Here is a 20,794-nt window from a genome sequence, read left to right as displayed (position 1 = left end):
TTCCGCCGTCCCTGCCGTCCCCGTCGTCTCCGGTTCCACCGGGGTCGACGGGGACGGGGCACTGTCCGGACGAGGGGACGGAGCACCGTCCGGGCGAAGCGACTCACGTGACACGAGCGACCGAGGAATGCGAGTGACGACCGTGGATACACCTGTTCAGAAGATCGCAGAGGCGCTGCGCAAATCGCTGCTGGAGAACGAGCGCCTGCGCCGGCGCTATGACGAGGCCACGGCCGCCGCTGCGGAGCCGGTGGCGATCGTGGGCATGAGCTGCCGCTTCCCGGGAGGGGTGGAGTCTCCGGAGGACCTGTGGTCGCTCGTCGACTCGGGCACCGACGCGATCACCGGGTTCCCGGACAACCGGGGCTGGGACCTCGACGGGGTGTACGACCCGGACGGCGTACGGCCGCACACCAGCTACACCGGGCAGGGCGGATTCCTGCACCGGGCGCCGGAGTTCGACCCGGCGTTCTTCGGGATGAGCCCGCACGAGGCGACCGCCACGGACCCCCAGCAACGCCTGCTGCTCGAAGTCGCCTGGGAGGCGTTCGAGCGGGCCGGGATCGATCCACACGGCCTGACGGGCAGCCAGACCGGGGTGTACGCAGGCGTCATGGCCACCGACTACCCGGTGCGGGTGGGCACGGTGCCCGAGGGTGCCGAAGGATTCATGGTCACCGGCACCGACGGCAGCATCGTGTCAGGACGGATCTCCTACACCCTCGGTCTGGAGGGGCCCGCCGTATCGATCGACACGGCATGCTCGTCCTCGCTGGTGGCGCTCCACCTGGCCGTGCAGGCGCTGCGCCAGGGCACCTGCTCGCTGGCCCTGGCCGGCGGCGTCACCGTGATGTCCACGGCCCGTACGTTCGTGGAGTTCAGCCGGCAGCGCGGGCTGGCCCTCGACGGCCGCTGCCGGTCCTTCGCCGACGCCGCCGCCGGTACGGGCTGGGGCGAGGGCGCCGGCATGCTCGTACTGGAGAAGCTGTCCGACGCGCGCCGCAACGGCCGCCGCATCCTCGCGGTGGTACGCGGCTCCGCGCTGAACCAGGACGGTGCCAGCAACGGCCTCACCGCCCCGAACGGCCCCTCGCAGCAGCGGGTGATCCGCCAGGCCCTGGCCGACGCCGGCTTGTCCACCGGGGACGTCGACGTCGTGGAGGCGCACGGCACCGGCACCGTGCTCGGCGATCCCATCGAGGCACAGGCCCTGATGGCGACGTACGGCAAGGGGCGTCCGGCCGACAACCCGCTGTGGCTGGGCTCGGTCAAGTCGAACATCGGGCACACCCAGGCCGCCGCGGGCGTGGCCGGGGTGATCAAGTCGGTGATGGCGCTGCGGCACGGCGTACTGCCCAGGACCCTGCACGTGGATGCCCCGTCCACCAAGGTGGACTGGGAGGACGGCTCGGTGAAGCTGCTCACCGAGCCGGTGCCGTGGCAGCGCGACCGCCCCCGCCGCGCGGGGGTTTCCTCCTTCGGCCTCAGCGGCACCAACGCGCACGTCATCATTGAGCAGGCGCCCGAAGCCGAAGCGCCCGCGGTGGCCGCGCCGGACACCTCGGCCGCGCTGCCCTACCTCATCACCGCGAAGAGCGCAGCGGCGTTGCGCGTCCAGGCCGACCGGCTCGCCGAGCGGGTCGCGGCCGACCTCGGACTGCGCCCCGCGGACCTCGGGTACTCCCTGGCGACCACCCGTGCCGCGCTGGAGCACCGGGCCGTGCTGGTCGCCGACGGCCGGGACAGCCTGCTGGCGGGGCTGCGGTGCACCGCCGACGGCGACACCCCGGACAACCTGGCGAGCGGCACCGCCACCGGCCGGGCCAAGGTCGCGTTCGTCTTCCCCGGTCAGGGTTCGCAGTGGGCCGGCATGGCACTGGAACTGCTGGACCGGGCACCGGTGTTCGCCGAGCGGATACGTGCCTGCGCGGACGCCTTCAGCCCCTACGTCGACTGGGACCTGCTCGCCGTACTGCGGGGCGAACCTGACGCGCCCACCCTCGAACGCGTCGACGTGGTCCAGCCGGTGCTGTTCTCCGTGATGGTCTCGCTGGCCGAACTGTGGCGCGCCAACGGTGTGAAGCCCGCCGCGGTGGTGGGCCATTCGCAGGGCGAGATCGCCGCGGCCTGCGTAGCGGGCGCCCTCTCCCTCGAAGACGCCGCCCGCGTGGTGACGCTGCGCAGCCAGGCCATCGCCCGCCGGCTGACCGGCCCCGGCGGCATGATGTCGGTGTCCTGCCCCGCCGAGCAGGTCGCCGCGCGGCTGCGCCGCTGGGACGGCCGGCTGTCCGTCGCCGCGATCAACGGCGCCGGTTCGGTCGCCGTCTCCGGTGACTCCGACGCACTGGACGAGCTCCTCGCCGAGCTCCAGGCCGAGGACATCTGGGCGCGCAGGATCCCGGTCGACTACGCCTCGCACTCCGCCCATGTGGAGTCCATCGAGCAGGAGTTGCTGGAAGTACTGGCGGACATCACGCCCCGCCCCTCGCGCATCCCGTTCTACTCGACGGTGACCGCGTCGCTGATCGACACCAGCGAGCTCGACGCCTCGTACTGGTACCGCAATCTGCGGCAGACGGTGCGCTTCGAGGAGACCACCCGGGCCCTGCTCGCCGACGGCCACGGCGTCTTCGTCGAGGCCAGCCCGCACCCGGTGCTGTCCATGGGCATCCAGGAGACCGGCGAGGCGGCTGGGCGGCCCACCGCTGCCATCGGTTCGCTGCGCAGGCACGAGGGCGGCATGGACCGTTTCCTGCTCTCGCTCGGCGAGGCTTGGGTGCAGGGCGTGGCCGTGGGCTGGGAGTCGTCGTTCACGCCGTACGCCCCGGCGTGGGTCGACCTGCCCACCTACCCGTTCCAGCGCCGGCCGTACTGGCCACGACCGGACGCGGGCGGTGCGGATGTGGCCTCGGCCGGGCTCGACGCCGCCGACCATCCGCTGCTGGGCGCGGTGGTGGGGCTGGCCGACGCGGACGGTGCGCTCCTGACCGGCCGGATCGGCCTCGACTCCCACCCGTGGCTGGCGGACCACGCGGCCGGCGGCACGGTACTGCTGCCCGGCACCGCGCTGGTGGAGCTCGCCGTACGCGCCGGTGACCAGGTCGGCTGCGGCCGGGTCGATGAACTCACCCTGACCGCACCGCTGTTGCTGCCCGAGAAGGGCGGCGTCCAGCTCCAGGTGTTCGTGGGCGTGCCGGACGCGACCGGACGGCGACCGGTCGCCGTGCACTCGCGCCCGCTGACCGCCCCCGGAGCGGAGAACACCGACGGCGCCGAGACGGCATGGACGGGGCACGCCAGCGGCTACCTCGTGTCCGAGCCGGCTTGGGATGCGAGCGCGGCCGCCGACACGTCAGCCGTCTGGCCGCCCGAAGGCGCCACCGCGCTGGACGTCTCGGACCTGTACGAGCGGCTCGCCGACCAGGGCTACGGCTACGGTCCTGCCTTCCAGGGGCTGCGCGCCGCCTGGCAGCACGGCGACGAGGTGTTCGCGGAAATCGCCCTGCCCGAGGACGCCCGCGCCGAGGCCGCCAGGTTCGGACTGCACCCGGCGCTGTTGGACGCGGCCCTGCACGCCGCGGGCCTCGGCCCGTTCGGCACTTCTTCCGACACCTCCGACGGACAGATCCGGCTGCCCTTCAGCTGGAGCGGCGTGAGCCTGCGAGCCGTGGGCGCGGCCGCACTGCGGGTACGGGTCTCCCCGGCCGGCGACGACGCGGTGAGTCTGCGTCTGGCGGACGCGACGGGAGCGCCGGTCGCATCCGTCGATGCGCTGATACTGCGTCCGGTCGCGCTCGGCGGGCTGTCGGCCACCCCGGCACCGCACCGCGACTCCCTGTTCCAGGTGGAGTGGCAGGCGGCGGCGAAGGCGGGCGAAGCGGCATCGGCACGCGCGGTGCCCTGGGCTCTCCTGTCCGAGGACGAAACCGCAGACTCTGCCGTGTACGCCACGCTGCTGCCGGCCGGCGACGCAACGCGCACCGATGGGCCGGACGGGCCGGCACCGGAGGTGCTGGTTCTCCCCTGCCCGCCGGTCGACGTCACGGACGCGGAGCACGTGCCGCAGCGACTGCGCGAAGTGCTCGGCACCGTGCTGGCCGCACTGCAGCAGTGGTCGGCCGAGGACCGGCCGGTCTCTTCCCGGCTGGCCGTGGTCACCCAGGGCGCCGCAGGCCCCGAGGGGCTGCCGGTGGACGTCGTCGGTGCGTCGGTGTGGGGTCTGGTGCGCGCCGCACAGGCCGAAACGCCGGACTGCTTCGTCCTGGTCGATTCGGACGGCGCGCCCAAGTCCGCGCGGCAGCTCGCCGCCGCGGTGGTGTCGGGTGGTGAGCCGGAACTTGCCCTGCGCAACGGCGAAACCTACGTACCCCGCCTCGTACGAGCCACCACACCCCACCCCGACACCTCAACCACCCCCGCCCTCACCGGTTTCGAGGACTGGGGCCCCGAAGACACCCTCCTCATCACCGGCGGCACCGGCGGACTCGCCACCCTCATCGCCGCACACCTCATCACCCACCACCACATCAAAAACCTCACCCTCGCCAGCCGACAAGGACCCCACGCACCAAACGCCACCCAACTCACCCAACACCTCACCCAACTCGGCGCCCACATCACCCTCACCACCTGCGACGTCAGCAACCCCACCCAACTCACCCAACTCATCAACAACACCCCCCACCTCAAAGGCATCATCCACACCGCAGGAACCCTCAACGACGCCACCCTCACCAACCAAACCCCCCACCACCTCAACACCACCCTCACCCCCAAAGCAGACGCCGCCTGGCACCTCCACCACACCACCCAACACCTCAACCTCACCCACTTCATCCTCTACTCCAGCGCAGCCGCCACCCTCGACGGCGCAGGACAAGCCAACTACGCCGCCGCCAACGCCTTCCTCGACGCCCTCGCCACCCACCGCCACACCCAAAACCAACCCGCACACTCCCTCGCCTGGGGACTCTGGACCCAGAACACCAACATGACCACCCATCTGACGGCGGCAGACATCGAGCAGATGGCGAAGTCCGGCGTGCGCGGCCTGTCCGGAGACGAAGGCCTCGCTCTCTTCGACACCGCCGTGTCCAGCGGGACGCCTGTCCTGCTGCCGATCCGGCTGGACCTCAAGGCGCTGCGCGAACGCCCCGGCGACCTGCCACCGCTGCTGAGCTCTCTGGTACGCCCCGTGACCCGGCGCTCCGTCGCGTCCGCGGCTGCGGACGGCGGCGACACGCTGGCCCACCAGCTCCTCCGGATGTCCGTGCCCGAACGAGACCGCCTGCTGCTGGATCTGGTACGTACTCAGGTCGCCGGCATTCTCGGTCATGAGAGCGGCGACGCCGTCGCCCCGGACCGCGCGTTCAAGGACCTGGGATTCGACTCGCTCGCCGCTGTGACACTGCGCAACCGTCTCGGCACGGCGGCCGGAATCCGGCTGCCGGTGACCCTTGTCTTCGACCACCCCACACCGGTCGCCCTGGCGGAGTACCTCCGCACCGAACTGATCGGCACCGACGAGCCCCAGAACACCGGCCCGGTCGTCACCCCGGGTGCGGCCCCCGACGAGCCCATCGCCATCGTCGGCATGAGCTGCCGCTTCCCCGGCGGCGTCAACACCCCCGAAGACCTCTGGAAGTTGCTCGCCGAAGGACGCGACGGCATTTCGCCCTTCCCCGAAGACCGCGGCTGGAACATCGAGGAGATCTGCGACACCAGCGGGCTGCGGGCGAACACCAGCCACTCGCGCGAAGGCGGTTTCCTCTACGACGCGGCGGACTTCGATGCCGAGTTCTTCGGGATCTCCCCCCGCGAAGCACTGGCCACCGACCCCCAGCAACGCCTGCTCCTGGAAGCATCCTGGGAAGCACTCGAACGCGCCGGACTCGACCCCCACACCCTGCGCGGCAGCCGCACCGGCGTCTTCGCCGGCATCATGTACCACGACTACGCCTCCCGCCTCGGCAACTCCCCACTCCCCGAAGGCGTCGACACCTACCTCGGCAACGGCAGCCTCGGCAGCGTCGCCTCCGGCCGCATCTCCTACACCCTCGGCCTCGAAGGCCCCGCGATGAGCGTCGACACCGCGTGCTCGTCGTCGCTGGTCGCACTGCACCTCGCGGTGCAGGCGCTGCGCAACGGCGAATGCTCGCTCGCCCTGGCCGGCGGGGTCTCGGTGATGTCCACGCCGGAGACGTTCATCGACTTCAGCAGGGCGCGAAATCTGGCACCGGACGGCAGGACGAAGGCGTTCGCCGGAGCGGCGGACGGCACGAGCCTCTCCGAGGGTGTCGGCATGCTGTTGGTCGAGCGGCTCTCCGACGCCCAGCGCAACGGACACCGCGTACTGGCAGTCGTACGAGGCAGCGCCGTCAACCAAGACGGCGCAAGCAACGGCCTCACCGCACCCAACGGCCCCTCACAACAACGCGTCATCCACCAAGCCCTCCGCAACGCCCGCCTCAACCCCACCGACATCCACGCCGTCGAAGCACACGGCACCGGCACCGTCCTCGGCGACCCCATCGAGGCACAAGCACTCCTCGCCACCTACGGCCAGAACCGCCCCGCCGAAAGCCCCCTGCGGCTCGGCTCCATCAAGTCGAACCTGGGACACACCCAAGCCGCCGCGGGCGTGGCCGGAATCATCAAGATGGTCATGGCGATGCGCAACGGCATACTGCCCAAGACCCTGCACGTGGACGAGCCGTCATCGAAGGTGGACTGGACGGCCGGACAGGTGGAACTACTCACCGAGGCGGTGGCCTGGACTGGCGAAGAGCCCCGCCGAGCGGCGGTGTCGTCGTTCGGGATCAGTGGTACGAATGCGCACGTGATCCTGGAACAGGCACCGCCCGGGGCACCGGTCGAGGCCTCCGTCGAGGCGGAGAGCCCGCAGCGGGACGGCGTCGTAGGGCCGGTGCTCTGGCCGGTGTCCGGCGCCAGCCCGGACGCGCTGCGCGCCCAGGCAGCCGGCCTGCTCAACCTCCTGGAACGCACCGACGCCCCCGCCCCGGCCGACATCGGCTACGCCCTGGCCGTCACCCGCGCACACCTGGAACACCGCGCCGTCATCACCGGCACCGACCCGGCAGAACTCAGCACCGGACTGCGCGCCCTGAGCCAAGACACCCCCGCCACCGAACTCGTCCGCGCAGTCGCCCGCACCAGCGGCAGGACCGCGTTCCTGTTCACCGGACAAGGCGCCCAACGTCCCGGTATGGGACGCGAACTCGCCGCGGCTTTTCCGGTGTTCGCGGCAGCCCTGGACGAGGTGTGCGCACACCTCGACCCCCTGCTGGATCACCCCCTGAAGGACGTGCTCTTCGCTCAGGAGGGTTCGGACCTGGCGGTGCTGCTGGACCGTACGGAGTACGCCCAGCCCGCCCTGTTCGCCATCGAGACGGCGCTGTTCCGGCTGGTGGAGTCGCTGGGGTTACGCCCCGATCTGCTGGCCGGGCACTCCATCGGCGAGATCAGCGCCGCGCACGCGGCCGGAGTGTTCTCGCTGGCCGACGCGTCTGCTCTGGTCGCGGCGCGCGGCCGCCTGATGCAGGCGCTGCCCGACGGCGGGGTGATGGCGGCCGTCCAGGCCACCGAGGACGAGATCCTCACCGTCCTCGACGGAGTCGAGGACGCGGCCATCGCCGCCGTCAACGGACCCCGCGCGATCGTGGTCTCCGGCACGGCAGCCTCCGTCGAGAAGGTCGTGGAGGCAGTACGGGCGCAGGGCGGCAAGACCTCGTACCTGAAGGTCTCACACGCCTTCCACTCCCCGCTGATGGACCCGATGCTGGACGAGTTCCGCACGGTGGTGTCGGGCCTCGCCCACAGCGAGCCCCGTATCCCGGTCGTCTCGAACGTCACCGGACGCACCGCCACGGCAGGGGAACTCACCTCACCCGACTACTGGGTGACCCACGTCCGCGAAGCCGTCCGCTTCAACGACGGCATACGCGCCCTGGCCACCGAAGGCATCACCACCTACCTCGAAATCGGCCCCGACGCGGTCCTCACCGCCATGGCCCCCGACGCCCTCCCCGACGACACCTCGGCCACATTCATCCCGCTCCTGCGCCGCAACCGCCCCGAGGAGGCCGAAACCCTCACCGCCCTGGCCCGCCTCTGGACCACCGGCCACACCGTCAACTGGCCCGCCCTGCACACCGGCCGCCCCGCCCGCCCCGTCGACCTCCCCACCTACCCCTTCCAACACCAGCACTACTGGCTGGAGTCCACCCCCGACACCGGCGACGTCACCACCCTCGGCCAGGCCTCCGCCCGTCACCCCCTGCTCGGCGCCGTACTCCACCGCGCCGGCACCGACGAATCCATCCTCACCGGGCGCATCAGTACCCGCACCCACCCCTGGCTGGCCGACCACAGCATCATGGGCACCGTGCTCCTGCCCGGCACCGCTCTCGTCGAGCTGGCCATCCACGCCGGTGACCACACCGGCACCCCCCACCTCGAAGAGCTCACCCTCCAGGCGCCGTTCGTTCTCGCCCCGGAGCAGGCTCTCCAGCTCCAGATCGCGGTCGGGCCCCCTGACGCGTCCGCCCGCCGCACCCTCACCATCCACTCACGCCCGGACTCGGGCGACGTACCCAGTGATGCGCCCTGGACTCAGCACGCCCAAGGCACTCTCACTCCCCAACTCCCCTCGGTCGAGGCTGACTCCAGCTCCGATCTCAGCAACTGGCCGCCTCCCGGCGCCCAGCCCATCACGTTGCACGACACCTACGAAGACCTCGCCGCCCAGGGCTACCACTACGGCCCCGTCTTCCAGGGCCTCAAAGCCGCCTGGCACCACGACAACGCCGTCTACGCCGAAGTCGCCCTCCCCGAAGAGGCCCACGGCGATGTGGGCGCGTTCGGGCTGCACCCCGCCCTCCTCGACGCCGCACTCCACGCCGCCGACCTGGGCAACGCCCACGCCGATGCCCACGACGACGAAACCGAGCAGTCGGGCATGCTGCTCCCCTTCGCCTGGCAGGGCGTCACTCTCCACGCGTCCGGCGCGACGCGGCTGCGGGTGCGGATCACCCGTACCGCCGCCAACACGCTGTCCGTCGTCGCAGCCGACCCGCAGGGCGAGCCGGTCGCTTCCGTACAGTCCCTTGTGCTGCGCGCCCTCAGCACGGAACAGCTGCTCATCTCCAGCAGCGGCCCGCACGGTGGCCATCAGCCGTTGTACGGCGTGGACTGGCTGCCGGCTCCGCTGCCCGCACCGGCCGTCGGGAGTGCGGATGTCCTCACGATCCGTCCGGCCGGCGCGTACCCCGGAGCGGCCGAGTGGCTGGCCGGTGCCGAGGCGCTCCTGCCGGCCGAAATACCGGCCGACGTACTGGTCCACTGCGACGACGAGCCCGATACCGGCACCGCGTCGTCCGCAGCGGTGCGCACCGCCACCGGCCGGGCGCTGATTCTGCTCCAGCGGTGGCTTACGGACGAACGGTTCGCCTCGTCCCGGATCGTCGTCGTCACCCGGCAGGCCGTCGCCGCGTCCCGTCCCGGCGAGGAGGCCGAGGACGTGCTCGACCTGGCAGGCTCGGCGGTCTGGGGCCTGGTGCGCGCGGTGCGCGAGGAGCACCCGGGCCGGGTGGCGCTGGTGGATGTGGACGGTACGCCGGAGTCACGGAAGGCGCTGTCGGCAGCCGTGTCGATCGGGGAGCCGGAGGTCGCCCTGCGTGGCGCTGCCGCGCTCGTCCCCCGGCTCGTACGGGTCGCCACCAGTGCGGAACGTACCGACCGTGCGAGCAGCCAACTCGACGCCGACGGAACCGTATTGGTCACCGGAGGCACGGGCGGCCTGGGCAGTGCCTTCGCCCGTCATCTCGTGACGGCACACGGCGTACGCCACCTGTTGCTGCTCAGCCGCCGCGGTCCGGCGGTCGCGGGGGCCGACAAGCTCGCCGCCCAACTGGCCGACCTCGGCGCGAGCGTCGACATCGTGGCCTGTGACGCGGCGGACGAGGACGAACTGTCCGCGGCCCTCGCGCGCATTCCGGCCGAACGTCCGCTGACCGGCGTCGTGCATGCCGCCGGTGTACTGGACGACGCGACGCTGGCCTCGTTGACACCCGAGCGGTTCGAGACGGTACTGCGCCCAAAGGTGGACGCGGCGCTCAATCTTCACCGGCTGACGGCGGACGCGGAGCTGGCGGCGTTCGTGCTCTTCTCCTCCGCGGCGGGCACGCTCGGCGCGGCCGGGCAGGCCAACTACGCGGCCGCGAACGCCTTCCTGGACGCGCTGGTCCAGCACCGGCGGGCGCAGGGGCTCACCGGGCTCTCGCTGGCCTGGGGTCTGTGGAACGCGGAGACGGGGATGGGCGACCAGCTCGCCGACGCCGATCTGCGCCGGATGGCGCGCTCCGGCATGCGGGCGCTCGCGGCGGACGAGGGCCTGGCGCAGTTCGACGCCGCGCTCGCTCGGGGCACGTCCGGGCGGCCGGTACTGCTGCCGATGGCTCTGGACATCGCCCGCGCCCGTACCGGCAGCGGCACCGACGGCGTACCGGCGATGCTGCGCGCACTGGTACGGGCCCCGTCCCGCCGGGCCGTGGACAACGGCGGTGGAGCGGCGGCCGAGTCACAAGGCGCCCTACTGGCGGGCCAGTTGGAGTCGCTGTCGGCCGAGGAGCAGGAGCGGACGCTGCTGCACCTGGTGCGCAGTCACACGGCCGAGGTGCTCGGTCACGCACGGGGCCAGGCAGTTGATCCGCTGCGCGGGTTCGTGGAGCTGGGCTTCGACTCGCTGACGGCTCTGGAGCTGCGCAACCGGCTCGGCAGTGCCAGTGGGCTCCGGCTGCCGTCCACGCTGATCTACGACCACCCGACTCCGCTGGCCGCGGCCCGGCATTTGCGAGCCGAACTGGTCGACGACGGTGCCGCTCAGGGTCCGTCGCTGGAGGCGGAACTCGCCGGCCTGGAAGCCGCCATGAGCGGCGCCGCACCGGACGAGGCCGAGCACGCCAGGGTCGCGGCGCGGCTGCGGGCGCTGACGGCGCAGTGGGGCGAGGTCTCCGAGCCGGAGGGCCGGCAGACGCTCGCCGACGACCGGGCGGCGTTGGAGTCGGTCTCCGCCGATGAACTGTTCGACATGCTCGACAGTGAGCTGGAGGCCGACTGACCACGCGGCAGGCACATGGTGAGGGCCGTCCCCCAGTCGTCGGCTGGGGGCCGGCCCTCACTGTTGTTCAGCCGCGGCCGGGCACCCTCGAAGACGCACCACGTTCACGTGCACCGTCCTCTCCCACCCTCGCTTCGGGAACCCCCGCCGCCCCGGGGACCTCCGCCGCCGTCTCGGGAGCCCCCGCCCGCGTGTTCCGCAGCAGGATCAGTGAGGTCACAGCCATCGCGAGGAGCAGGCCGACCGCGGTCCAGGAGGCGACGCGCAGCCCGTGCGCGAAGGCCTCCCGTGCGACGTCGAGCAGCTCCTCACCGGCACGGGACGGCAGGTGCTGCGCAGTCTCCACCGCGCCGCCCAGGGTGTCCTTCGCGGAACCGACCGCGTCGCGCGGCAGACCGGCCGGAGCCTCCCGGGCCACGTCGTGCCGGTACACGGCGGTCCCGATGCTGCCCAGGATGGCGACGCCGAAGGCGCCACCGAACTCCGTGGCGGTCTGGGACAGTCCGGAGACCGATCCGGCGCGGTCGGCCGGCGCCGTGGCGATGACCAGGTCGGACGTGGTCGTCATGACCAGCGTGATGCCGGCCGCCATGATCACCGTGCCGAGGGCGAGCACTCCGGCACCGGAGCTCGCGTGGAGCTGGGAGAGCACGCCGTACCCGGCGGCGGCGACCACCAGGCCGCCGGTCACGACCACCCCGGGTCGTACGAACCGCACCAGCAGCGGGGCCGTCGCGGAGCTGACCAGGGCGGCACCCGCGGCGGGCAGCGCCCAGAGCCCCGCCTGCAACGGCCCGAACCCGAGCACCATTTGCAGGTACTGGGAGGTGAAGAGGCCGGACCCGACGAGGGAGAAGATCGCGAGCACGCTGGTCGCGACGGACGCGCTGAACGCCCGGTCGCGGAACAGCCGTACATCCAGCAAGGGTTCGGCCAGTCCGCGCTGGCGCCTCAGGAAGTACCAGCCGATGCCGAGACCCACGAGGAAGACGACGACGGGTACCGCGCTCACTCCGTCCTCGGCCATCTTCTGGATGCCGTAGACGGCGGGCAGTACCGCGGCCAGTGACAGCGCGGCGCTGAACAGGTCGAATCTGCCGGGCTTCTCGGCTTTGGACTCCGGGAGCAGCGGCGGCGCGAGGATGAGCAGCAGCGCCATGACGGGCAGGTTGACCAGGAAGACCGATCCCCACCAGAAGTGTTCGAGGAGTACGCCGCCCAGGAGCGGGCCGAGGATGGCGCCGGCGGCGAACGCGCCGGTCCACACGGCGATGGCGATGCGACGCTGTCCGTCATCGCTGAACATGTTGCGGATGAGGGACAGGGTGGACGGCATCAGGGTGGCGCCGCCGAGCCCCATCAGGGCGCGTGTCACGATGAGCATGGCCGGCCCTGTCGCGAGGCAGGCCACCACCGAGGCCAGTCCGAAGACGACCGCGCCGATCATCAGGAGCCGTCTGCGGCCGATCCGGTCGCCGAACGAGCCCATCGCCAGGAGCAGCCCGGCGAGGACGAACGGGTAGATGTTGACGATCCAGAGGAGTTCCGCGCTGCTCGGGCCCAGCTCGGCGCTGATGAACGGCAGTGCGTAGGAAAGCACTTGCATGTCGAGGGAGACCAGCAGGACGGGGAGGATGAGGACGGCGAGTCCTGTCCACTGCTTCCGCCCGGCCCTCCTTGTCGGCTGTATCGCCGCTGTGTCTGCGTTGCTCATGGCGTGTTCCGCTCCTGCTTCGCTGCCTGGTTCTGCGCCTACGCGTTGAGGTAGGCGAGCACTGCCAATACACGCCGGTTGTCGTCTCCCGACGCGGTGAGGCCCAGCTTCGTGAAGATGCTGTTGGTGTGTTTGCTGACCGCTTTCTCGGAGACGAACATCTTGGCGGCGACCGCCGCGTTGGACCGTCCTTCGGCCATCAGCCCGAGCACTTCGCGTTCCCGCTCGGTCAGGGCGTGCACCGGGCTGGTCTCGGTGTCGTGCTTGATCAGCAGCTCGGAGACCACTTTGGGATCCATGACGGTTCCGCCCGCGGCGACCTGACGGACCATGTCGACGAAGCGGCGCACGTCGAAGACACGGTCCTTGAGCAGATAGCCCACGCCCCCGTTCTGGTCGGACAGCAGCTCGCGCGCGTACATCTGCTCGACGTGCTGGGAGAGCACCAGGATGGGCAGCCCCGGCACTTGCGTGCGGGCCTGCACGGCGGCGTGCAGTCCTTCGTCGGTGAAGGTCGGTGGCAGTCGTACGTCGACGATGGCCACGTCGGGCCGGTGCTGGAGCAGGGCCCGCAGCACGGCGGGGCCGTTGTCCACCGCTTCTACCACTTCGAAGTCGTGGACTGTGAGCAGTTGTACCAGTCCCTCCCTCAGCAGGGCCAGGTCCTCGGCGATCACAACGCGCACGGAAGCTCCATCGTCACTAGGGTCGGTCCGCCGGTCGGGCTGCTGATGCCGAGTTCTCCGTCGAAGGCCGCGAGCCGGCGTTGCAGGCCGCGCAGGCCGCTACCGCCCTCGGCTTCCGCTCCGCCGCGTCCGTCGTCGCCGACCTGGGCCCGGAGTTTCCCGTCGGTGTACCAGAGGCGCACGCTCGCGCGGCCCGCGCCGCTGTGCTTGGCGACGTTGGTGAGTGCCTCGGCGATCACGAAGTACACGGCCGACTCGACCGGCAACTGGGGCCGGGAGGGGAGGTCGATCTGTACTTCGACGGGTACGGCCAGGCTAACCGCCAACGCTCTTACGGCGCCGTCGAGTCCGCGCTCGGCGAGTACGGGCGGGTGGATGCCGCGTACCAGGTCCCGCAGTTCGGTCAGTGCCTGGCTGCTGGATTCCACGGCGTCGGCCAGGAGTTTGCGCACCATGGCGGGGTTGCTCTCCAGCAGGGTGTCGGCGAGTCCCAGGCTCATGCCGAGCGACACCAGTCGGGCCTGCGCGCCGTCGTGCAGGTCCCTCTCGATCCTGCGGAGTTCGGCCGCCTGGGACTCCACAGTCTCCGAGCGCGTCTCGGTCAGCCGCTCCACCCGCAGGGTGAGCCTGGCGTTGCGGGTGGGGGACAGCAGCAGTCGGTTGAAGCGGATGTGCAACCGTGCCAGTGATGGTGAGATCAGCAGGCCGAGGGCCACGAACAGCATGCCCTGCGGGATGGCGAGGTTGGCCTCGGTCTGGTCGGTGATGAACCAGATCGCTCCGAAGCCCCAGTGCGGTCCCATGCTCTCCCAGAGGAGGGGGGTGACGAACATGCCGTTGAGGCCGTAGGCGACGAACGAGGCGGGCAGCAGTCCCAGGACCAGCCCGACGGGTGTGTCGAGCAGCGTCCACAGGAAGTCCCGCCAGGTGGCGGGGTCGGACAGCAACTGGCGGCAGTGCGTGACCGACCCGGCGGTGTCGTAGGGATCGTTCGAGTCGGTGGGGCGGTAAGGCGTTTCGATGGGCACGCCGGACCATTCTTCGGCCGTCCGCCGGTGGAAGTTGGCCAGACCGCGTACCGCGATCACGACGACCGGGAGGACGAGGAAGCCCACTCCGACGACCAGTGAGGCGAGAGTGACGACCATGGCGGTGAACAGGACGAGGCTGCCGATCTGGGAGAGCACGGCGACCGCCAGGCCCCGTGCGCACCAGTGCAGCCGATGCGCCAGGCCGCGGGACGATGCCGGTAACCGTGCGGCCCAAACCTTGTTCAACTGCTTCAACCTCCTGTGGCCCGGAAGCGTTCAGGTCCTGCTCCGGGCGATCGTGGTCCCCACGGACCCATGATGCAACACGTGCGGGCAGTGACCGGGCAGTCTCACGCGACCGTGCCCAGTGTCACGGCGTTTCAAGGATCGCGCGTGAACCCTGGCGGAAGTAGTGGGGAAGGGCCCAGGTCAGGGGTGGACTTTCCTCTACCCCCCTTGTGGACACAGACCCATCGGTCGTCGCTCTTCCCGTCCGTAGCGTGGTTGTCGTGATCGCGTCCCCCTCGCGACAGGCACTGGGAGCTTTGAATGGACACCACCGCAGTCGACGACACAGTACGGCTCGACGCCGTTCGCAAGGTCTATGGCGAGGGCGCCAATGCAGTGACCGCGCTCGACGGCGTCAGCCTGAGTTTCCAGCGCGGCAGCTTCACCGCCGTGATGGGCCCGTCGGGTTCGGGCAAGAGCACCTTCCTGCACTGCGCGGCGGGGCTGGACCGGCCGACTTCCGGCACCGTCCTGCTGGACGGCGAAGATCTCAGTGGCTACGACGAGACGACGCTGACCAAGATGCGGCGCGAGCGCATCGGCTTCATTTTCCAGGCCTTCAATCTGCTGCCCGCCCTTTCGGTGCTGCAGAACGTCACGCTTCCGCTGAAGCTCGCCGGCCGGCGCCCCGACCGGGCCCAAGTGACCAAGGTGATCGAGCGTGTGGGGCTCGGCGATCGTACCGGAAGCCGTCCCGCCGAACTGTCCGGCGGCCAACAGCAGCGCGTGGCGATCGCCCGCGCGCTGGTCACCAGGCCCGCGGTGGTCTTCGCCGACGAGCCGACCGGTGCGCTGGACACCCGCACCGCCCGTGAGGTGCTGCGGCTGATGCAGGAGTCCGTACGGTCGCTGGGGCAGACCATCGTGATGGTCACCCACGACCCCGTGGCCGCCTCGTACGCGGACCGGGTGGTGTTCCTCGCCGACGGCCGGTTCGTGGGCGACATCTACAACCCGACGGCCGAGGCGGTCGCCGAGCGGATGACTCGCCTGGGCGCCTGGGCCGACGAAGCGCCCGTGGCCTACGGCCAGCAGGTGCCGAACGCGGCCGGAGGCACGTACTGATGTTGTCCCTGGCTCTGCGCACGCTGCGGTTCCGCAAGGGCGGATTCGTGGCCACCTTCATCGCCATGTTCTTCGGCGCGGCCCTCATCATGGCCTGCGGCGGTCTCATGGAGAGCGGCGTCCGCGACGCGGTGCCGCCCCAGCGGCTGGCCGCGGCTCCCCTCGTGGTGGCGGGCGACCAGAAGTACGACGATGCCCAACTGTCCGAGCGGGTGCGGCTCGACGCGGCGCAGGTACACGCCGTCGCCGCGGTGCCCGGTGTCGGCAAGGCCGTCGCCGACGTGTCCTTCCCGGTGGCGGTCGTACGTGACGGCCGCCCGGTGACCGACCTGTCCGATACTGCTACCGGCACTGAGCACCGCCCGCTCGGCCACGGCTGGGACTCGGCTCAACTGGCCCCTTACACCCTCACTTCGGGGGCCCGGCCCGGTGCGGCCGGTGATGTGGTGCTGGACACCGGGCTGGCCGGGCAGGCGGGCGCCTCCGTCGGCGACCGGGTCCGGATCGTGGCCGACGGACGGCCGCAGGAGTTCCGGCTGGCCGGAATCGTCAAGCAGGCAGGCGGCCGTGCGGCTTCGCAGCCCGCGGTGTTCTTCACCGACGAGCAGGCCGGCGCGCTGAGCGGCCGGGCCGGCACGGCGGACGCGATCGGTGTGCTGCCCAAGGCGGGCACCGACATCGCCGAGCTCGGCAGCAGGATCGAGCACGCCCTGAACGGCAAGGCGGCCGTCACGCTGACCGGCGAGAACCGGGGGCTCGCCGAGTTCCCGCAGGCCGCGAGCAGCCAGAAGAGCCTCGTCACGCTGTCCGCGATCTTCGGCGGCTGGGCGATCCTGGTCGCCATGTTCGGGGCGTCCTCCACACTGGGGCTGACCATTCAGCAGCGGCACCGCGAGATGGCCCTGATGAAGGCGATCGGCACCACCCCGCGGCAGCTGCGCCGCATGATCCTGGGCGAGACGCTGGTCGTCGCGACCGTCGCCTCGGTGCTGGGCTGCCTGCCCGGCGCGCTGCTCAGCGAGCTCATCTTCGACAAGCTGGTCTCCGCCGGAATGGTCTCCGGGGCCGTCGAGTTCCGCCTCGGCGTGGTGCCGGCCCTGGTGGCTGTGGGCGCCTCGCTGCTGGCCGGCGTCGGTGCCGCGTACATCACCGCCCGGAAGATCGCCAAGACCCGGGCCACCGAGGCGCTGGCGGAGAGCTCGATCGAGGGGCGCTGGCTGACCCGTACCCGGGTCGTCCTGTCCGTGCTCTTCCTCGTCGGCGGCGCCGGCATGGCCGTGATGACCATGACCATGATGAAGGGCGACTTGACGGCCAGTACCGCGGGACCGGCCTGCATCATGTGGGCGATCGGCCTGGCGCTGCTCGCCCCCGGCTTCACCAAGGCCATCGTGGCGCTGCTCCAGGGCCCGCTGCGTGCCCTCACGGGACTGCCGGGACAGCTCGCGGTGCTCAACTCCCGGGCCCATACGATCCGGATGGCCGCCACCATCACGCCGATCATCCTGCTGACCGGCATCGCCACCGGCACGCTGTACATGCAGCAGATCGAGGACGCCTCCAACCGCTCCGCGCACACCGGGATCCTGCGGGCGGACAACGTACTGACGTCCGAGACCGGTGGCCTGGCCCCCGGCACCCTGGACCGGGTGCGGCAGGTACAGGGAGTCGGCGCCGCCTCCGACTACGTGACCAGTACCGGGTTCGTGCAGAGCCCCGAGGACGCCGAGCAGACCAGCGACGGCTGGCCGCTCCAGGGCGTCAGCGATGCCAAGAACCTCTCGGTGCAAGCCGCGGCCGGTTCGTTCGCCGGCCTGCGCGGGAACAGCGTCGCGCTGCCCGTCGAGCACGCCGCTTCCCTCGGGCGCGGTGTCGGTGACTCCCTCACCCTGAGGCTCGGGGACGGCACTCCGGTCAAGGTGAAGGTGGCTGCGACCTACCGGGCGGAGGGCGACGCGGCAGCACTGCTGCTGCCCGCCCAACTGCTGGCCGCCCACACCACCGACGGGGCGGCGAGCCAGATCCTGGTGCGCCACGCCGCCGGAAGCGACTCCACCGAGGTGACCGCGGCGCTGTCCGCGCTGGTCAAGGACCAGCCGGGGGTCAAGGTGACCGACAGCGCCGCGCTGGTCGCCGGGCGCACCGAGGGCCAGCAGCAACTGGCCACCATCAACTACCTGGTGGTCGGCATGATCGTCGGATACACCGCGATCTCGGTGGTGAACACGCTGATCGCGGCCACCGGCCGGCGTCGCCGGGAGTTCGGCCTCCAGCAGCTGACCGGCTTCACGCGGCGGCAGATCATGACGATGATGAGCGTGGAGAGCGTGCTGACCGCCGTCGTTGGTGTGCTGCTCGGCACGGTCGCCGCCGCGGTCACGCTCTTCCCCTACAGCGTCGCCAAGCTGGACCGGGTGGTCCCGTCCGTACCGGTGTGGATCTACCTCGCGGTCGTGACCGGCGCGGTGGTGATCACCTTCACGGCGACCCTGCTGCCCACCTGGCGGGCCACCAGGATCCGACCGGTGGAAGCGGCGACCGCCGCGTAGAAAAGCCCCTGAAAACCAAAGTGAAGGGCCGGAAGTCCATCCCCCGTAAGACTCTCCGGTCTGGCCCCACCGCCTTGCAGGCGGTGGGGCCTCACCTTTTCCCACCCCTAGGTGGGGGTGGTTAGGGGTTGGCCGGACACGTGCCCGGTGAGAGCCTTCACCGGTAGACGACACACGTATGAGGGGCAAGTGAGTTGACGAGCAGCGTGCAGGAAAAGAGCGATTGGATCGAGCGCTTCCACCCGGCTCCGGACGCCAGGAACCGGCTCGTCTGCTTTCCGTACGCGGGCGGCGCGGCAAGTTATTTTCACCCTGTCTCGGCCGCGCTGTCGCCAGGAATCGACGTGCTGGCAGTCCAGTACCCGGGCCGGCAGAACCGCAGGACCGAGCCTCTGCTGCGCTCCGTCGACGAGTTGGCGCGGCACGCCACGACGGCGCTGCGCCCCTGGGCGGACCGGCCGTTGACGCTGCTCGGCCACAGCATGGGCGCACTGGTCGCCTTCGAGGTGGCGCGGCGGCTCGCGGGTGACGGCGCCGCCCCGCTCTCCGTCGTCGTTTCCGGCCGCCGTTCGCCGACCAGCGTGCGGCACGAAGACGTGCACAAGCGGGACGACCAGGGGATCGTGGCCGAGATGGAGCGGCTGGGCGGCAGCGACGTGCGGATGTTCCAGGACCCCGAGCTGCGGGCCCTATTCCTGCCGGTGATCCGTGCGGACTACGAGGCCGTGGAGACGTACCGCTACCAGCCGGGTCCGCCCCTGCCGTGCCCGGTTCTCGCGCTGCTCGGGGACAACGACCCCATGGCGACGCTCGACGAGACCCGTGACTGGGCCGAGCGCACGACCGCGCCGTTCGAACTGCGGACCTTCTCCGGCGGGCACTTCTACCTCAACTCCCACGCGGCGGCCGTGACTGAGGCGGTACGGGAGAACATCGCGTCCCTGAGCAGCTGATACCGGCGAAACTCCGCCGCGTTGGGATCTGCTGGACCGGTCGGTGCCTGCCGACGGAGAAGAGCTCGTGCGCTTGCTCCACAGCGGGGACAGCGTGACACCGAGCCCATTCTGCGAAGCGTCCCCCGGACCCGGTCCGGGGGCTCTATGACTGCGATGTCGAGCACGATGGGCATGACCGCCGGGCTGCTGCAGCAGCTGGACCTGCGTTCCGGGGACTGATCACCATCCACAGCGGCGACATGCAGCCATCGGCATCCACCGGTCCACGCTGGTGATCCAGATCAACCGGCTCGAAGGGGACCTCGGACAGCCCCTGCTCGAACGCGCCGAACGCGGCACGGCCATGAAGCTGACCCCGTTCGGGACAGGTTCGGCAGCTCGCGCTGAAGGAACTGCTGTTCTCCGATCGAGCAGAGCTGATCCCTGAGCAGACCGGACCGTCATCAGCCGACATCGAGCAGATCGCGTCAGTGGTCCTGGGCCAGCTCCACGAGGACGAACGGCGAAGCGTCCTGGAACGAGCTGAACACGTCCGCGAAGTCCTCAGGTCAGGTGGGCGGGTCCGGCCTGCCCGCGCCGGGTGGCCGTGGCTCAGCCGGTGCGCCCTGCGAGCCCGTCGACCCAGGCGCGGACCGCCCGGGCCGTGGTGACGGCGTGTTCCTCCACGATCGTCCAGTGATCGCCCGGGACCTCCAAGGTGTCGCACGGACCGGGCCAGGAGACCTGCCCCGCGCGCCCGGCGGGGGTGCCGCCGTGGGTGTCCGCCTCCGGCGGCCGGTCGGCGGCGCGGACCAGCAGGACGGGCACGTCCGGGGGTTCGGGGCGCCACCCCCGGAGCATCCGGGTGTAGGCGCCGAACGCGGCCAGGGCCATGTCGTCCACCGCCGCGTCGAACTCCTCTCCCATGGCCAGGGCCGCGCGGGCGGGCATGGCGAGCAGCCACGGCTCGGCCTCCCGTTCGGGGGTCACGTGGTAAGTGTCGAGGAGGACCAGGCCGGCGGGCGGAGTGCCGGTGGCCGCGAGCCGCGCGGCGACCGCGTGGGCCGGGCACCCGCCCATCGACCACCCCAGCAGGACGGGGCGGCGCCCGCCCAGCCGCTCGCGCAGGGTGGCCGTGTGCAGGTCCACCAGTGTCCGCCAGTCGCGCGGCGGCGCGTCGCCCGAGGTGACCCCCGGGTGCTGCATCTCCAGCACGTCCCGGTCCTCCTCGAAGTGGCGGGCGAGCGTGGCGTACCAGGGCCTGCCGAGGGCCGGGGAGAAGCCGGGGAAGCACACCAGCGGCGGCCGGCCTCACCCTTGGCCAGGTGGAGCGGGTCCAGGGCGTGCGCGGCGGTGTCCTCGGGGCCGAAGCCGGGGACGGCCAGTGAG

At 71.1% G+C, this 20,794-nt stretch carries 9 protein-coding genes; 5 read left to right on the top strand and 4 right to left on the bottom strand.

Features of this window, described 5'->3' with window-relative positions; all coding sequences use genetic code 11:
- Positions 1-142 precede the first annotated feature (142 nt).
- Complete coding sequence (locus NRF20_RS39215; protein WP_413754654.1) at positions 143-11,137, top strand: SDR family NAD(P)-dependent oxidoreductase; 10,995 nt, start codon at positions 143-145, stop codon at positions 11,135-11,137.
- 67 nt (positions 11,138-11,204) lie between these two features.
- Here NRF20_RS39215 and NRF20_RS39210 read toward each other — a convergent pair whose 3' ends face one another.
- From NRF20_RS39210 to NRF20_RS39200, 3 genes are read right to left on the bottom strand one after another with little or no spacing between them, the layout of a single operon-like run.
- Positions 11,205-12,851 (bottom strand): MFS transporter, encoded by a 1,647-nt coding sequence (locus NRF20_RS39210; RefSeq protein WP_398633784.1) that lies wholly within the window; start codon positions 12,849-12,851, stop codon positions 11,205-11,207.
- 38 nt (positions 12,852-12,889) lie between these two features.
- Complete coding sequence (locus NRF20_RS39205; RefSeq protein WP_266430959.1) at positions 12,890-13,537, bottom strand: response regulator transcription factor; 648 nt, start codon at positions 13,535-13,537, stop codon at positions 12,890-12,892.
- Complete coding sequence (locus tag NRF20_RS39200) at positions 13,525-14,814, bottom strand: sensor histidine kinase (RefSeq protein ID WP_398633785.1); 1,290 nt, start codon at positions 14,812-14,814, stop codon at positions 13,525-13,527. The genes NRF20_RS39205 and NRF20_RS39200 overlap by 13 nt, the downstream gene beginning before the upstream one ends.
- Positions 14,815-15,117: 303 nt before the next feature.
- Here NRF20_RS39200 and NRF20_RS39195 point away from each other — a divergent pair, with 303 nt between their 5' ends.
- The 4 genes from NRF20_RS39195 to NRF20_RS39180 all read left to right on the top strand — a co-directional run bounded on the left by NRF20_RS39195 (position 15,118) and on the right by NRF20_RS39180 (position 19,853).
- Entirely contained in the window at positions 15,118-15,921 is an 804-nt protein-coding gene (locus NRF20_RS39195; protein WP_398633786.1) for an ABC transporter ATP-binding protein, read from the top strand.
- On the top strand, positions 15,921-18,470 hold the full coding sequence (locus NRF20_RS39190) for an FtsX-like permease family protein (RefSeq protein ID WP_413754104.1): 2,550 nt from the start codon (positions 15,921-15,923) through the stop codon (positions 18,468-18,470). The genes NRF20_RS39195 and NRF20_RS39190 overlap by 1 nt, the downstream gene beginning before the upstream one ends.
- A 194-nt stretch (positions 18,471-18,664) precedes the next feature.
- Complete coding sequence (locus NRF20_RS39185; protein WP_398633788.1) at positions 18,665-19,423, top strand: thioesterase II family protein; 759 nt, start codon at positions 18,665-18,667, stop codon at positions 19,421-19,423.
- 250 nt (positions 19,424-19,673) lie between these two features.
- A complete protein-coding gene (locus tag NRF20_RS39180; protein ID WP_413754653.1) occupies positions 19,674-19,853 on the top strand; it encodes a LysR family transcriptional regulator in 180 nt (59 codons plus the stop codon).
- 164 nt (positions 19,854-20,017) lie between these two features.
- On the opposite strand, the gene NRF20_RS39175 is transcribed toward NRF20_RS39180, so the two are convergent.
- Complete coding sequence (locus NRF20_RS39175) at positions 20,018-20,701, bottom strand: alpha/beta fold hydrolase (protein WP_413754103.1); 684 nt, start codon at positions 20,699-20,701, stop codon at positions 20,018-20,020.
- Between the last annotated feature and the right edge of the window lie 93 nt (positions 20,702-20,794).

The organism is Streptomyces sp. R-74717, assembly GCF_047305335.1.
Taxonomy (GTDB): domain Bacteria; phylum Actinomycetota; class Actinomycetes; order Streptomycetales; family Streptomycetaceae; genus Streptomyces; species Streptomyces atratus.
The sequence above is the reverse complement of the archived record's forward strand: the minus strand, read 5'-3'. Positions and strand labels throughout refer to the sequence as shown.